Source organism: Neolewinella persica DSM 23188, assembly GCF_000373105.1.
Taxonomy (GTDB): domain Bacteria; phylum Bacteroidota; class Bacteroidia; order Chitinophagales; family Saprospiraceae; genus Neolewinella; species Neolewinella persica.
Map to the genome: position 1 here is coordinate 138,794 of NZ_KB890469.1, position 16,360 is coordinate 155,153.

General features: G+C 52.3%; 12 protein-coding genes. 5 read left to right on the top strand and 7 right to left on the bottom strand.

Going from position 1 to position 16,360, the window contains the following annotated elements:
- Positions 1 to 50 precede the first annotated feature (50 nt).
- Both B036_RS0124280 and B036_RS34015 read right to left on the bottom strand, forming a co-directional pair.
- Complete coding sequence (locus tag B036_RS0124280; protein WP_020571343.1) at positions 51 to 1,130, bottom strand: beta-ketoacyl-ACP synthase III; 1,080 nt, start codon at positions 1,128 to 1,130, stop codon at positions 51 to 53.
- Complete coding sequence (locus B036_RS34015) at positions 1,103 to 1,336, bottom strand: hypothetical protein (RefSeq protein ID WP_169435096.1); 234 nt, start codon at positions 1,334 to 1,336, stop codon at positions 1,103 to 1,105. The genes B036_RS0124280 and B036_RS34015 overlap by 28 nt, the downstream gene beginning before the upstream one ends.
- A 144-nt stretch (positions 1,337 to 1,480) precedes the next feature.
- Here B036_RS34015 and B036_RS32615 point away from each other — a divergent pair, with 144 nt between their 5' ends.
- The gene (locus B036_RS32615) at positions 1,481 to 2,317 is read left to right on the top strand and encodes an SDR family NAD(P)-dependent oxidoreductase (protein WP_020571344.1); all 837 of its coding nucleotides are present in this window, start codon (positions 1,481 to 1,483) and stop codon (positions 2,315 to 2,317) included.
- Between the two features lie 12 nt (positions 2,318 to 2,329).
- Positions 2,330 to 3,250: a carbon-nitrogen hydrolase family protein gene (locus B036_RS30890; protein ID WP_020571345.1), complete on the top strand. Its 921-nt coding sequence runs from the start codon at positions 2,330 to 2,332 to the stop codon at positions 3,248 to 3,250.
- 133 nt (positions 3,251 to 3,383) lie between these two features.
- Here B036_RS30890 and B036_RS30895 read toward each other — a convergent pair whose 3' ends face one another.
- From B036_RS30895 to B036_RS0124310, 4 genes are all read right to left on the bottom strand, one after another.
- The gene (locus B036_RS30895; RefSeq protein ID WP_020571346.1) at positions 3,384 to 5,438 is read right to left on the bottom strand and encodes an alpha-amylase family protein; all 2,055 of its coding nucleotides are present in this window, start codon (positions 5,436 to 5,438) and stop codon (positions 3,384 to 3,386) included.
- Positions 5,439 to 5,518: 80 nt separating this feature from the next.
- On the bottom strand, positions 5,519 to 6,916 hold the full coding sequence (locus B036_RS0124300; protein ID WP_020571347.1) for a hypothetical protein: 1,398 nt from the start codon (positions 6,914 to 6,916) through the stop codon (positions 5,519 to 5,521).
- A complete protein-coding gene (locus B036_RS0124305) occupies positions 6,906 to 7,451 on the bottom strand; it encodes an RNA polymerase sigma factor (protein WP_020571348.1) in 546 nt (181 codons plus the stop codon). The genes B036_RS0124300 and B036_RS0124305 overlap by 11 nt, the downstream gene beginning before the upstream one ends.
- 4 nt (positions 7,452 to 7,455) lie before the next feature.
- Complete coding sequence (locus B036_RS0124310) at positions 7,456 to 9,252, bottom strand: carboxypeptidase-like regulatory domain-containing protein (protein WP_020571349.1); 1,797 nt, start codon at positions 9,250 to 9,252, stop codon at positions 7,456 to 7,458.
- Positions 9,253 to 9,935: 683 nt separating this feature from the next.
- Between B036_RS0124310 and B036_RS0124315 the strand changes: the two genes are divergently transcribed.
- From B036_RS0124315 to B036_RS30900, 3 genes are all read left to right on the top strand, one after another.
- Positions 9,936 to 10,508, top strand: coding sequence for an LOG family protein (locus B036_RS0124315; protein WP_020571350.1), 573 nt, complete (start codon positions 9,936 to 9,938; stop codon positions 10,506 to 10,508).
- A gap of 220 nt (positions 10,509 to 10,728) precedes the next feature.
- The gene (locus B036_RS0124320) at positions 10,729 to 12,234 is read left to right on the top strand and encodes a T9SS type A sorting domain-containing protein (RefSeq protein WP_020571351.1); all 1,506 of its coding nucleotides are present in this window, start codon (positions 10,729 to 10,731) and stop codon (positions 12,232 to 12,234) included.
- 201 nt (positions 12,235 to 12,435) lie between these two features.
- On the top strand, positions 12,436 to 15,135 hold the full coding sequence (locus tag B036_RS30900) for a tetratricopeptide repeat protein (RefSeq protein ID WP_020571352.1): 2,700 nt from the start codon (positions 12,436 to 12,438) through the stop codon (positions 15,133 to 15,135).
- 126 nt (positions 15,136 to 15,261) lie between these two features.
- On the opposite strand, the gene B036_RS30905 is transcribed toward B036_RS30900, so the two are convergent.
- Positions 15,262 to 16,314, bottom strand: a complete 1,053-nt coding sequence (locus B036_RS30905; protein WP_020571353.1) for a phosphotransferase enzyme family protein — start codon at positions 16,312 to 16,314, stop codon at positions 15,262 to 15,264.
- Positions 16,315 to 16,360 lie beyond the last annotated feature (46 nt).

Sequence of the window (16,360 nt, forward strand, 5' to 3'; positions counted from 1 at the left end):
ACCTGATAGACCAATAGAATCAATAGACCAACGAAGTGCCTGAGGCACTTCTAGTCACGTCCCCATTTCAGCACAACAGCACCCCAGGTAAATCCGGCACCGAAGGCAGCGAGAACGACGTTATCGCCCTTCTTAACTTTGCCTTCATCGCGTGCTTCGCTGAGCGCAATCGGGATGGACGCAGCAGTGGTGTTACCGTACCGCATGATGTTATTGTACACCTGGTCCTCGTTGAGGCGCATGGTCTTGGCTACGAACTGGTTGATTCGCAGGTTAGCCTGGTGGGGGATCAGCATATCGAGGTCACTTACCTCCATACCTGCTTTAGTAAGGGTTTCCATAATTACCTCCGGGAATTTACGGACGGCCATTTTGAAAACGGCCTGTCCTTCCATGTGGGGGTAGACGCGGTTCTGGTCAATCATGTTCTGATTGAAGAAATAGCCGCCGAATTCCGGGTCGCCGTAGTCGACATCGAAGCCTTCAATGGCGTACTTCTCGATGAAATAGCCGCCGTGTGCACCAGGGTACATATAGCTGAGTTTCTCGGCGTAAGTGCCGTCGGAGTGCATACTTGTAGCCTGGATTGCGACCCCTTTGTCTTCGGTTGCTTCCAGAATAACTGCACCGGCACCGTCGCCGAAGATGACAGAAACGTTACGACCACGGGTGGTGAAGTCGAGGCCAACAGAGTGGACCTCAGCCCCAACGACGAGAATTTTCTTGTAGGTGCCCGACTTGATGAACTGGTCGGCCGTGGTGAGTGCGTAAACGAAACCCGAGCACTGGGCGCGGATGTCAAGGGCGGCAATCTCCGTTTTGGCAATGCCGAGTTCCCGCTGCAATAGTACGCCCGCGCCAGGGAAATAGTAGTCCGGGCTCAGCGTAGCGAACACGATGAAGTCAATGTCTTCTTTGTCGATGCCAGCGTCGGCAATGGCTTTAATGCTGGCTTCGTAAGCAAGGGTCGTGGTAGTTTCCTTTCCCTTGGTGATGTACCGGCGCTCTTCAATGCCGGTCCGCTCGCGGATCCATTCATCGCTGGTTTCCATTACCTTGGTGAGGTCGTGGTTGGTCACAACGTTTTTGGGCACGTAATGGCCTATTCCGGTGATCGTACTGTAGGGCATAATCTGGCTTTAATGCATGTTTGAGCGGCTAAGGTATGACTTTTAGAGAAAGTTGGCGAAAATTCGCTGTCTACATTGTGCAGACCAACTACATCATCGGTTAATGTCGCCATTTTTTTTGCACCATCCGGCGCGGCCGCAGGTGCAAAACTATAGATTAAAAGCCTGGCAGACAAGGCTTCTTTACCACCAGTTGTACGTTGCATTTATAAGTCAACATTAATTTTTCAAAGCACCTCCTGAAAATCGCTTAGCGTATTGCCGGGGGAAGACAGGAGAAATCCCAGACTTAATTAATAGTGCGTAGCTTTGTGGCTGCATTTATACACATTCCCGGCACTTTTACATCAATGAGCAAAATCGATAATCTCAGGAAGCCCAAATGGGTCCTGGTAACCGGAGGCAGTCACGGCATTGGCCGGGCGCTTTCCCTGGAATGCGTAAAGCAAGGTTTGGGCGTGGCTATTGTTGCCTTGCCCAACGAGGATCTTCGTCATATGGAAGAAGAGTTGGCAGGTATCCCCGGAGCTGCATACCTCACCCTCGGCCTTAATCTCGTAGGGGAAGGAGCGATCGCTAAAATCCTGGACTGGCTGAGTGAAGCCAGTCTGAAACCAACTTACCTGATCAATAATGCAGGTTTTGGCCGCGGCGGGTTATTTGAGAACACCACCTGGGGAGAGTACCGCACCATGATGCAACTCAACAACCAGGTGATGGTTGAGCTGACCTACGCCTTACTCCCCATACTTAAAGAGACACAGGGTGGGGTGTTAAACATGAGCAGTGTAGAGGCCACTTTGCCCCTGCCGTATAAGACGGTGTATACCGGAACCAAGGCTTTCGTCTATAATTACTCCCTGGCACTACGGGAAGAGTTTCGGTACTACGATATCAGTGTCTCTGTCCTTTGTCCCGGTCCGGTCATTACTAATGAGGATGGTCTGAAACGGGTGAAAGCGATGGGTACCCTGGCAAAAATTGCGGTGACGATGCCGGAAGATCTGGCCCCTGAAGCCATCAACGGCATGCTCAACGGTAAGGCGGTTATCCGCCCGGGTTTCCTGGTGAAGCTCATGGCCTTTCTTGGTAAATTATTTCCACGTCCCATCAAGTTGCGTCTGCTGGAAAAGATATTCTCTAAATACCGGGAAGAAGACGTCGCTGTTGCGGAACCAGTGGAGTAACTATCAAGCATCATGAAAGTCAGGGTTGGTGTACTTCAGGATAGTCCGGTTTTCTTCGACAAAGAAGCGACCCTGAGGAAAACGGAAGCATTGGTGGCACAGCATGCTGGCGGGTGTGACTTGCTCATTTTTCCAGAATCCTTCATCCCTGGTTATCCGCGCGGCTTCGATTTTGGTGCGGTGGTGGGCAGTCGTTCCAACGAAGGACGTCAACTCTACGCAGACTACCTCAACAACAGCATCGACCTTAAAACGGAGGACCGTACCAGGCTTGAAGCCATGGCGCGCGACTACGGGGCGTATCTGGTGATGGGGGTCACGGAGCGGGTGGGCGGCACCCTGTATTGTTCGACGTTGTACCTCTCCCCAACGGACGGGCTACTGGCCATTCACCGTAAGATTAAGCCAACGGGGACCGAACGTGTTTTTTGGGGCGAGGCCGCAGGTGAAGGCTTAGTGGTAGTGCAAACAAAGATCGGTCGGCTGGGTGGTCTGATCTGCTGGGAAAATTACCTTCCATTGGCCCGGATGGCTATGTATCAGCAAGGCGTCCAAATCTACGTTGCGCCCACGGCAGACTCCCGTGATGTCTGGACTTCCACGATGCGTCATGTCGCGCTCGAAGGCCGTTGCTTCGTACTGGGGTGCAACCAGTATTTTACTAAGTCGATGTACACTAAACAGCACCAGGAACTGGTGCCCAATGAGCCGGAGGAAATGTGCCGGGGCGGTAGTGTAATTATCTCTCCCCTTGGCGAGATCATCGCCGGTCCGCTTTTTGGCCATGCCGGTATCCTTAAAGCTGAGCTGGACCTGGAAGACATCTCCCGCGCCCAACTGGATTTCGACGTGGTGGGGCACTATGGGCGGCCGGATATTTTTTCTTTGGAGGTGCGGGGGCAGCCGAAGGTTATTGAGGAGGGTGATGTTTAAGGCTTAAAAAATCGTTCGCTGGTCGAGACGCGACGTAGGAACTGACTCGTCCGCCGAGAGGTTTTGGTAGTTCACCGTCTGCTCAGCGGGCGAGCCCCGTCGTGCCTCCCGTCTCAGCGGACGAGCCAAAACCTCACCCCAGTAAATAGCATCTTCCACCCGCTAATTTTTCCAGCGAAAGTGCTCCATCCGTTACCGCCAGTATTTCATGTTCCCGCTCGTCGGTGGAAAAAAGCAGATCAGCTTTAGTCCACTGGTCTCCCGCGAAGACGGTTACTTCTTCCAGGGGTGTCGGGGAGAAGGAAACAACAAAAAGATAAGCTCCTTCACCATCGGTCGCCGGGCGGACCCAGTGGAGCACCCTGCTCTTGTCAACTTTCTTTGCACCTGCGTCCGCGCCCAAAAAATGTGGCGGTACGCTCTTTTTTGTCGCCGGAAATTCCGTTGGCCCCAAGTGCGGCAAAATACCCGCTACAAACCGATTAAGGTCAGTCAGTTTGCCGAATAAATCCAGATTGGCACCCCACTGAAACGGACCACTGACGGCTTTGTCTCCGCGGTCTTCCTGAAAGACATATAACTTGGAGTATACTTCGTTCTGCGCCCGCTCAAAATGCCGGTCCCGCTGCTCAAAACCAAGGCTGTAATACATGGGTAAAACGCCGAGAAATAACCCCGTAAACATTCGCGCCATTTCGCCGTGATGGTGGAAGTGATCAAAGCGGGGGTCGTCCTTATCTCCGGTAATGACGGTCCATGCCGGGGTAACGGACCGCGACGCAGCTACTCGCAAATAATGATCGGTCATCTCCCAAAAGTCTTCAGCATCAGGCACGGTCGACTGTAGGTTGCCGAGAGTGACTTCCGCTTCACTACGTTCCAGGTGGTCGACCTCATCTCCGTAGGCCATGTACCCGGGCTCCGCCAAAAAGGACTCGGCGAAGTAGGCAAAGTGCGGCGTTGTCTCCTGAATTTTTAGCTTCACCGCCCGTAACGGGTCGTACCACTCGTCAGCCGTTTCCGGTACCCCGTCCGGCCGCATCTGAACGTGGCTCATGTCGCCACGCATGAAGTCGAAGTTGTAGCGCGCCTGCTGTTCGGCGTATTTATTGGTCAGGTACGCCCAAACGTCAGGTCTTGGTTGGTCAAAATCAATGGCCCAGTCCTGGTTATCGTTTTGCCGGCCGTAGAGCTTGAAACGGGTCAGCGGGCCGAAGGCCCGGCTCATTTCCGTCGGTTCGGAGAATTTGTAATCCCGCCACACACGTCCGGCATAATCGACCGTCATGGCGGAAGGATCGGGATTGACCTCAAGGCCCCGGTAGGGTGGTGCCATGGTAGCCGGCACGGGTTCCAGGCCTCGGTGAAAAAGCCAGTCGACCAGATCGATGCGGCGGCTTTGCCGCCCGCCGTAGTCCTCCGGAAGGCCGAAGAGCAGGTGCCGGCGTTTATCGGCGGTTAGTTGCCAGAATGGGCCGACGGTGGCGTAGGCCGGCTGCGCCGGCCCCCGGCGCTGCAGCCACTCCAATATGGCCGCTTCCGCTTCCTCATGAAGGTGCTCCCGGTGGTCGGTGATGAGGAGATCGTCCCGGATCAGCCATTCGAAATACGAGGGGTTAACGAGGACCATCTCACTGTACCTGTCGGTATGCGGGATAACATCCATCCCGACGGCCTTGCCCAGAGCATGCAGGAAATTGACCACTACGGCCAGTTGATCTTCGACCCGGTGAAGGCCAGGAAACATCCGACTCATTTCTGTACTGGTGAACTCCGGGTTGAGTTCCCAGCTGGCCATGCCGTAGAGACTGCCCACTACGCCCGGCTCCCAAATGGGTAGGAGGTGGATACCCCGGATGTGGTCCGGTAAGGTGATGACGTAGTGCAGGACTTTCCAGAAATCGCCGATGGTCCGTACGTTGACCCCAACGGTATGGCATCGCTTCAGCCATTCGCCGTCCTGGCCTCCGGCCAGGGGAGACGGAAGGAGCATTTCCGGATCAAGGCAGGCTTTGAAACTTTCGGCGCCCAGCCGGTCATGTAGCAGCTGGCTGACTTGTGTCGCCGACAAGTCCATGGCTTGTTCAGGAGCCAACCCAACCACCCAGCTTGTAGTGCCGCTGGCATAATCAGCCAGGTGTTCGGCACCGTTTTGAGACCAGTATTGGTGGTAGTGGGTGGGGAGCATAGATTACCTTTTGGCGGCAAGGTAATCAACTGTGTGGACCTCAAAGGTCCCTTCGGGACACTTCGAGTTATGCCTTTTGATCAGAAATACCGCTTAATACCCAGCCGGACACCATAAAGCGTGTAGCGGGTACTCGTAGGGGACCCAGCAACCTCGAAGCCACCCTTCGGTTGGCGGTAGGCATTGAATCCCAGCCCAACGTCGAGTTTTGGTAAGAGCTGAAAGTTGGCCGAAAGACTTCCCTGCCAGCCTAAGCCCGAGAGGCGGTTGCGGAACAGGTTTTCATTGTCGGCCCGGGTGCTGAAGGAGCCGTCGGCCAGTTGATAGCGCGCACTGCCGCTGGTCAAAATATTTAAGACCGGACCGGCTTCAACGCCGAAGCGCCATTTGCCCGCGCGGAAGGTTTTTCCCAGTAAAATAGGCACGTCGATGGTGGATAATCGGTTGTAATACCGGGAAGTGCCGGTGGTGGTGATGCGGCGTTCCACTACTCCGGTGATGAAGGTGGTGTCTCCCGGGCCGTTGATGATGACTTCAGTGATGCCGGTCCCGATGGTCGTAACGGTGGTGTCGAGGGTAACTTCCGCTACGCTGTTGATTCGTGTGTAGCCTACTCCGCTACGCAGGCTGAAACCGCTGCCGGTTTCGTAGCCTGCCAGGATTTGACCCGTGACGGCGTTTAGTGGGGTTTCCACCCTGAGGTTTCGGATGCTTTGGCCGGACTGGTCAACGTTGAGCGCGGTAATCTCGCGGTGAGGCTTACTGTTGATGCCGGCTGCGCCGATACTCCATTGCGCCTTCCGCCGCTTGGTGAAAACGGGGCAGGCAGGATCCTTTAACTCGGAGAAAGGCGGGGATTCCGGGCCATAAGACCGCTCGGGCAGTAATGCTACGGGCAGGGCAGTGATGCGGGGAGCCGCTTGATTTTGCCGCTTACCGCCAGCAACTTCTTTGGTTGATGAAGATCGGGGCATTTCCTCCCCCTGCCGAGAAAGGGGTAGAATTTTGGCAGCTTCATTGGGCGGGGCCGCAGGTACAGGGGAAGGAGTGGCAGATGCAATGGATGGAGGCGTAGTTGCTGCTTTTTTTGGGGAAATGGGGAGGTTAGCTGAATTCTCAATATAATTTTTTAAAAAGTTGGACTCGTCAATGTTTACTGGGGCTGTAGCCATTGAAGCCTCCCCCGTAGCTACGTCCTCAACGCTAGCGGCCTTAGCTGGCTGGGTGTCGGCCAATTGCCCGTCAACATTGTTTGCATCCTGCGTCCGCGCCGTATCTTTTTCAAGGAGGCCAAATGCCAACCAGCCCAGACTCCCTACCAGCAGGAGCCCGGGCAGCCACCACCATGTCAGGCTGCGGCGTTTCTTTTCCGGTTGGAGGTCAGCCTGTACGTCAAGCCATAATTGATCGGTGTCAACGGGCATTTCGTAGTCGTAAATCCGGTCACGGAGCCCCTGTTCTAGTTCTTTATTCTGCATGCTTCAGGGCAATTTTAAGGTCGGTCAATATGGTTTGCAAAGATTTGCGGGCCCGGTTGTACTGGGAGCGGGAGGTGCTTTCTGAAACACCGATCATCTGGGCAATCTCCCGGTGGTTGTACCCCTCGATGGCGTAGAGGTTGAAGACCTGCCGGTAGCCGTCGGGTAATCCGCTGATGCAACGCATAATATCTTCTGTAGCCAGCTGGTCGAGTGCTACGGGCGCTACCGACTGGTGGTCACGTTGCTCTCCAACGGATACCTCGCGGCGGACCCACTTGCGGTCCAATTGCTTGAGGGCAACACTAATAACGACTCGCCGCATCCAACCCTCAAAGGAACCGGTGCCGGCGTATTGATCGATTTTCTGGAGGATACGGACGAGGCTATCCTGTAGTACATCTTTGGCCGTCGCGTTGTTGGGGGCGTAGCGCCGGGCAACTGCCATGAGTTGGGGAGAATAGCGAACTACCAGCTCTCGCTGGCAGTCTGCCCGGCCCCGCCGGCAACCTTCAATAATGGTGGATACAGTCAAGGGATTAGCGGTTTAGGCGGAAGGTGCCGGTGATGGGGAGGTCTGCAGCTATTCCTGCGCCGTCGATAATGTTAGTCTGGGTAGCTAGATAAGAGAAAGTGCCTTCAACCCAGCTTAATCCAGGGCCTGTTGCGATAATGTCGATGGTCATACCCGCGCAGTTAGTATCACAAAGTAAGCGATAAGAAAGCCCGGGCTGGTAGCCGAAACCTACTACTGTGGCGTCGGGCGCGCCGTAGGAAGTGACTTCCAGCACCGGGAGACTTATAAAAAACTCGGTTGTATCTGTGCCCGATACGTGCTCTCCCCAAAACTGGTGCCGTTGCTCACCTTCGGCGTCTTGCCGGAGTAAGTAACTGCCCCGGCTCATGTTCAGCACCGGGCCACCGTCGATGGTCGCAGTGAAAAATTCGTCGGCTTCCAGATCGCCGCACACAGTGAGGTTAAGCGGGGAATTGTTTTCATTTATTACCGTGGTTAAGGTGGAGGTTTGACGCATGTCATCATCTACCGCTTGAATTTGGTAACGGAGGAGCGTCCCGCAATTTGGAAGCGGAAGCAGAGAGATACCGTCACCATTCAGCGGGTAGGGGATGCCGTTCCCAAAACCACTGATCCAGAGGAGCCCGTCTTCATCAGTAAAAGGACTACCGTCTTCGCATTTCGTAACCACGATCGGCTTAAGTATAAGTGGAAGGTCAAGGACGATGTTTCCAATTTCAGTAGGGCCTTCGGGGTAAGGGCCGAGGTCGATAGAAAGTAAAATCTCATCGGGGTTACATGGATCGGGGATTCGGATTTGTAGCACCTGGTCGCGGGCTACCCGGGCGCAGAAGCGGCCACGGTTGTCGCTGTAGAACGAAAACACGAAGGCTCCATCTGCAATTGATAGGGCAAAGGGCTGACTCACTAAGGGTATCCCTTCGGGAGTAACCAATTGGCCACAGATGGTCGCGCGCTCATAAGGTACGTCGCAGTTGTAAAGGCCTGAGCCGAAAATATTGGCACGGATGGTACCGCCGCGCACAGAGGGCTGACTAAGGAACTGCCACTGGAGTTCGATCAGCTCCCAGAATAATACGGTGGAACTATCGTCAGCGGTATTTTGCAGGGAAGGCGGGATGGGCATGGCCAAGGTCGCGGGCTGTTCCTGATTGAGCCATACACGGCGTCCCTGGTCGTCCGTCATTTCTACCTCCACCATGCCGAAGGTCGCCAGTTCCATTTCACTGCCATTGTACCAGGCGGGAACGTTGGCGGCACTTTGAGCAATGTCAGAAAAGGAGGAGGGATCATCATAATGCATCGTTACGTTGATGTCGCCATTATAGAAGCCACCGCCACTGGCCATTACGGAACCGGGCTCAATCGTCAGGCTTACGCCATTAGTGGTAAAGGTGCCACCGGTAGCACCGTTGATGATGCCCTGCGGTTGGCGGGAGTTCATCACGATGTCGATCAGGTGGAGAGAACCACCCTCGGGATAAAATTTGCGCCATTCATCATAGTAGCCACTGCCAGAGATGTAAAACTGAGTGCCGCCATTAACATCGATCAGAAAATCAGAAAAGTCGTAGTTGCCATTCGCATCGGTGGTGACGGAGCGGTTGAAATTTGAAATGCGCGCCCCGGCAATTGGCGTACCGTCTTCCGTAATCACCCGCCCCTTAGCCGAAGCCGTTAGCGCACCAAAGGATATATTGGGCTCCCTCTCACTGGTCGAAGTAGTAAGGTCTTCGAAGTCTTTATAACATCCGGTCAGGACCAGGAGCAGCAGCAGTGAAAATAGGCTAAAACGCATTTGTTAGGGATTGGATTCGGGTAATAGACCGGGGGGTAGGGGGATGCGCTGCATGGGGGGTAAATCTTTTTTGAAATTTCGGGTGAGGAGTGGAGCTCCCGCTCCGAAGGTTGGTTCATAGGCTAGAAGGCACTCAGGGGCTGGTGTCGTTGTGAATGCGGGCGAGGGGTTCCCTTGATCCTAGGAGCGCCGGTCACCTCTCGCTACCATAGACGATGCTTCGGGTTAGGAACAGATGGCGGGGTCGGCCCTAACGGGGTTAACGAAAACAATGGAATCAATGAAACCAACGAAAACGAAGGGCTGCGCTGGCTCCTTCGGAGCTGCGCTGACCCATTGCTACGATAGACGGCCCTCCGGGCCTGGGTCACTCCTGCATTGGTGGGGAACTCTAGCGGGCCTAACGAAAACGAAGGGCTGCGCTGGCTCCTTCGGAGCTGCGCTGACCCATCGCTACGATAGACGGCCCTCCGGGCCTAAGCAAGAATGCTAGCTGTCGCTCGTGACGGCTACCACCTTTCTGCGAAGATTTAGAGCATGCCTTGTTGATTCCGTCGTTGGTATTACCTTGCGTCCTTCCGGCCACTAAAGGCAAGTGAGCGCAGCGATCGAGCGATAACAAATGCCTGAAAACTGCCCCCTGAACCTGATTGCTAAAACCTAAAAACTAAAAACTAACGAACATGAAATCCATCGCCATCTTCTGCGGCTCTTCCTCTGGTGCTAATTTCACCTATACTTCCGCAGCCAAAGACATGGCAGCGGCCATCGTGGAGCGTAACCTCCGCCTCGTTTATGGTGCCGGATCGGTTGGGCTGATGGGCGTGGTGGCCGACGAAGTCCTGCGGTTGGGCGGACAGGTGCTGGGCGTGATCCCCCAGTTTCTGGTGGATATGGAGGTGGGCCACACGGGGCTGACCGAATTGATCGTAACGGAGACCATGCACGAGCGCAAACTGGCCATGGCCGAGGCATCTGACGGATTCATTGCGATGCCGGGAGGCATCGGTACCCTGGAGGAAATCATCGAGGCGTTTACCTGGACCCAGCTGGGGGTACACGCTAAGCATTGTGGCCTGTTCAACGTCCATGGGTACTACAGTCACCTCTCCGGCCTGCTCGACCATATGGTCAAGGAGCGGTTCCTTAAAGACACGCATGCAGAAATGTTGCATATGGGCGCGGACGCAGGTGCTTTGTTGGACTTGGTAATGAGCAAGCAAGGGATGGATAGGCAGGGGAAGTGGTTGGGATAGGTGGTACTTTGGTCTATTGGTCTATTGGTCTGGTGGGGTTGGACGAAAGGCGCTCTGCGCCAGATCGGGAACTGTTATCTCCAGGGATGCAGAGAGAATCGAAGAATTCTGTTAAAGGAGTCGTCAGGTTCTACTGAATAAAGCTTAAACCCTACTTTTGAGGGGCGTGCTAATAATTTATCACGTCAGTATCCTTTCCCATTAACTTATTCACGATCCCATGAAACTATTCTCTAATGCTGCCCTGGCGGTACTCTTTTCTTTTTCCGCTATCATCTCTGCCCAGCCGTTGGCGGATCTTTCTATTCCAGACCTTGTTGTCAACCCAGTGGAGGATACGATGTGTGTGCCCATTAATGCCAATCACTATCAGGAGGTGGTGGCGTACCAGTTTGCCATACGCTACGACTCCACCCAACTGGTTTTCGCAGAGGTAAGGTTTAATAATAACGGCCTGGGCATTAACAGTCGTAATTTTGGGATGCCCCTTGTTGGTCAGCTGCGTCACCTGTACAGTCCCTTCGACACCGGCCCAATTACCTTGCCTGATTCAACGCTACTCTTCGAGGTTTGCTTTACACCTAAGGTGCCGAATGGCTATTCTATTATAGCCTTTGGTGGGGACATAGAAACATCTTTTCTTGATGATGATGTTCAGGAAATTGACTCACTTTTTTTGACAGACGGTAGTCTGACCTTTGGCGAAATACCGACCATCCCCCTTCGTCCCGGAGACACTAACGCCGATGGCACCGTCAATCATACCGACCTGCTCAACATCGGCCTGGCCTACGGGGCCTCCGGCCCCGCGCGGGATACAGTGGTAGATGGCTTCACCGAAGTAGAAGCTGTGCCCTGGCCCCAGACTCTGCCCGACGATACCAACTTCGCCAACATCGATGCCGACGGCAACGGTACCATCGAAGCCGCCGACGTGGCTGTTCTCAATACTTTCTACGGACAGGAAGCGCCCGGCTTCTGGAACCCGGGCGGCGGCACCTCCTCCGGTCGTTCCGCTGATCCATCACTTTACCTGGGCGGAGTGGATACCATCAACGCCGGAGAGTTAATGACCCTGCCGATTTTTCTTGGTGAGCCAGACAATGCAGCAGCAGGCGGCAACGGTCTGGCTTTTACCCTTGAATTCAATCCGGACGAGGTTGATCTCTCCAGTCTGGCCATCAACCTGGAAAACTCTTTCCTCGGCGAGGACCTCCTCTCCATTGCCAAGGTCACGGAGTTAACCACCGGCCGCTTTGAGGTAGCCCTTGCCCGCAAAGACCGCGCTGATGCACCGGCTCCCGCCGGTGCCGCCCTCGTCGGTAACCTGACCTTCCGCGCTCTGAACAATTCCGCCAACGAAAACTACCAACTCAACCTGGTCCTCACGCCGGATGCCTACCTCAGTGCCGATCAGGTAACCATCGCTTTAGGCGGTACGGGGAACGAAATTGAAGTGAACGGTACGGTCTCCAGCCGGGAGCCCACCTGGGCACGTGGCATCAACATCTTCCCTAACCCTACGCAGGAAGGCGTAGTAATTCTGAATAACCTGCCCGCAGGCGTTACCGATATCAGCTTGGTCACGATGCATGGACAGGAACTGGCGCGGTATCCCGGAAGCCAGCGTAGTCTTGACCTTAGCGAACTGCCTGCGGGGATGTACGTGGTGCGGATTGCTGCGGGAGCGGAGCAGGCTAATCGGTTAGTTGTTCGGGGGCGGTAGCTGGGCTGTACTAAGGACGCTCCGAGCACTAACGGTTGCACCTCCGACAATGCTTGATGCTGATTGGGTGGACGGAAGAACACGTTCTCCGATAGACGCTTAATGTTTACGGTGAGGTAGATGATGAGATATCAAAAATGTCTTACATTGGTCACCAGCTAAAATCAAAACCAAATCAAGCCCTTTCTCTCAAAGTCTGAATTGCAAAACCTTATCGGTCAGGATAAGGCTAAGCAGGCTATTAATGCTTTGTTGGAAATCACTGAATCCTTGGAAGACGAAGACTTGCGCGATGAAGTTCTTTTACTTTCCTCTAAGTTTAAACAGTACAGGAAAAAAGCACGGAAAGGAACTTTATCGATTGAAGATCAAAGCATTTCGATTGCTCGCATTCATGACGCTGCACTGCAAATTATCGGCCAGTTACCCGACCAGACCCTAAAGAAAGAGGCGGTTGAACCAGGCGAAAGTGGTTTCCGCCCGTTTTGGAAGTACGTTGTCGGATTAGCAGTTATTCTTGGTGTTTCAGCAGTGATTGCGGCATCCACTGGATACAATCCGAAAGACGTTTTCTACCCTGAGCCAGCCCCTAAAGAAGTATTACTTAGTCCACCACCCGTACAAAGCTCCATTTTTCAACCTGATGATCAGGAAGCTTTTAATGTACTGATTGTTCGTTTTGAGGATTATATCGCGGGAGAGGATACCTACTGCATAGGCCGGGCCGTAGAGGAGCATTTGAACGTGATTGCAGCTAATGAAGATGTTTACATTCCCTTACATACAGTGTATGTGGTAGACAGTATTCCACCGCCTAATAGTCAGGAAGAAGCCATTATAATCCAAAAAAGGCACCATGCCGACTTGATCATATATGGTCTGGCCCGCCAGGTTGAACAGAATTGTGCTGGGGCTGAAGTCTGTTTTCGCTATAAGATTTCCGACGAGGTGATTGCTAATTTAGCAACGGACTCTGACGTCAAGTTCGCCAAGCATGACGCTGAGTACACGTCGACCAGCCCAATGGCCATTGAGGCTGGAAAATTACAGATTGATTCTGTATCTATGAAGTATTGGATTACCTCATTAATCAATGTTAAGGCGAAGAAGATAGAAGAGGCGTTCCTTGCTTTGGACAGGCTAAGTGAATTGGGGAGTTTTTTGATTTCTGGTTTAAATAAGGTGTTACGGTATTTCGTAGCAGGTAATACTTTTTATGACTTGAGAGAATACCAAAAAGCAATTGATAATTACGACAAAATAATCGAATTAAGTCCTACGTCGTCCGCTGCTTATCACAACAGAGGTGTCGCTTTAGCGTCGTTAAAGGAATATACAAAAGCAATCGTTGACTTTAATAAAGTCATTGATTTAGATCCCGGTTATGTTGGTTCTTATATGAATCGAGGGCATATCTACACTGAGTTGAAAGAATATCAAAAAGCGATTGCCAATTTTGATCAGGTGTTAGCGCTGGCGCCAGATTATGTCGTAGCTTATTGCGACCGAGGAGGCGCTTATTCTTATCTGAGAGAATATGACAAAGCATTAGCTGACTTTAATAAGACACTGGAGTTAGATTCAAGTTTTGCTAAAGCTTATAGTGGTCGGGGGGGGGCATATGCTGGCCTGAAAAAATACGAGAAAGCCATAATCGATTGTAATAAGGCTCTTGAACTGGACTTGAAGAATGATATGGCTTATAGTAACCGTGGAGCCGCCTATATCGGTCTAAAAGAATATACGAGAGGCATAGAAGATTGTAACAAAGCACTTGAGTTGAATCCAGGATATGCTATGGCCTATAGTAACCGGGGAGGTGGGAACGTCGGTCTAAAAAAGTATGCTGAAGCCATAGACGATTGTGATAAGGCACTTAAGTTAGATTCAACAAATGTTATTGCTTATAGTAACCGAGCGGCGGCTTATGATGGCTTAGAAGAGTACGAAAGAGCTATTGCTGACTGTGAAAGAGTACTTGAGTTAGATCAAGATATTGTCGGTGCTTATAATAATCGGGGGGTAGCCTATGTCGGCTTGGAAGAATATGAAAGAGGCATTGCTGATTTTGACAAGGCAATTGAGCTAGACTCAATGGATGCCCTTGCTTATAGTAATCGGGGAGGAGCCTTTATTGGGTTAAAGGAATATACGAGTACTATTGCTAGTTGCGATAAAGCACTTGAGTTAGATCCGAGAATCGTCAGTGCCTATGATAATCGGGGGAGGGCTTATACATTGTTGAAGGACTATAAAAAAGCGATTGCTGATTTTGACGAAATTATTAAATTAGACCCAAAATTTATTAGTGCTTATGTAGATCGAGGTATTGTATATATTCTTCAGGAAGAATACAAAAGAGCAATTGAAGATTTTGATAGAGCAATTGAATTAGATCCGAAATCTACTGATGTTTATCATTTCCGTGGAGGGGCGTACACTTTTTTAGAAGACTATCAAAGGGCAATTTTAAATTATGACAAAGCACTTGAGTTGGAACCAGGCTATGCCGACGTTTATGACAGCAGAGGAACTGCATACTCCGAAATGAGGAATTATGATAGAGCAATTAGTGATTTTAAAAAAGCGATCAAGTTAGACCCGAAAAACGCCTATGCTTACAACAACTTAGCCTACAGCCTCCTAAAAGTCAAACAACTTAATGAAGCAAAGAAAAATCTAGACAAATCCAAAGAGCTAGACCCTGAAAACAGCTGGGTCTACCGAAACCTAACCTGCTACTACGCTTTGCAAAACCAGAAAGAGCTGGCTTTGCAAAACCTGGAAAAAGCGATCAGCCTGGGGTATGATGACGTTGAATGGTTAAAAGAAGAAGAGAGCTTCGATTCGATTCGGGATCAACTGCGCTTTAAACAGTTGATAGGCGCAATTAAAAATTGAAAACTGGTCTCCCTGCCTAGCTTTTTGAGCTTTGTAACACAGTACTGACTTTAGTCGGAAAAATCAGGAGCGAATCCAATTATCACGGCAATTAGTGGCACTGGAGTGCCTACGCCGTTTCGCAGCTCAGCTAGAAAACCCCATTAACACCTCCGCCAACTTCAGTTGATTCCTCCCCCGAACCAAATTATGCTCCGCATACTTAATCCCATAATAGACGTCCCCATTAAAATAGTCCGTCAAAAAACGGACCGCCATAATGTAGGCAAGCAACGCCCCGGATTGGGGCAGGTAATGTAACTCAGCCTCCGACAGGTAATCCCGGGTAACGGAGAGGTAGCCTTCGGTGAAGGCAGTGTACTTCTCCCGGTCTACGCCGATGAGGTGGAGGTCAGGCTCGTCTTCGGCGGCGGTAGCCGCTGCGGTGCGTATGCCGTCGCCATAGTCGAAGTGGACGATGCCGGGCATCACGGTGTCCAGGTCGACGACCGCCAGGCCTTCCCCGGCCGGGGTAAGCAGGACGTTGTTGAACTTCGTGTCGTTATGTGTCACCCGCGTCTTCAACACCCCGCGTTCCCACACCCGCTGTATTGCCGTCATGTCGTTGGCGAGGGCCAGTACCCGCTTAATCTCCGGCTGGCACTGCAAAACCCTGTTTTTTAACTTCCCCTGCACCTGCGTCCGCGCCACCTCAAATGCCTTCAGCCGCGATACAATGTTGTGGAAATCCGGCAGCACCGGAACGATCTGTTTAGCCGGAAAATCATCCAGAAACCGAAGGAAATAACCATATGACCGCGCACCAGCGTAGGCTTGCTCCGGGGTCTCAACTACGTCGTAAGACACGAGCCCGGACAGAAATTCGAAGACCCGCCAATACGCCCCCTCCTGGTCTTTCAGCCACCACCTTCCCTCAAGGGTCGGAATCAACTGCAGCGTTTGCTGTCGACCAGCTTCCCCCGAAGCCTTCATTATCTTCTTTCTCAGGTGGTCCGTTACGAGCTGGATATTGTCACTCAATGCCGCGATGTCCGGAAAAACCAGGTGGTTGACCCGTTGCAGGAGGTATTCATCTTCTTCCGTCTTTACCCGGAAAGAAGCATTGATGTGGCCCGAACCAAAGGGGCTGACGTCGATGGCCGGGCCTGAAAGCCGGAAGCGGGAGACAATATGCTGCATAAGTCAGTGGTGGTGAGTTAAGGAGGGAAGGTACACCGATTCCGAA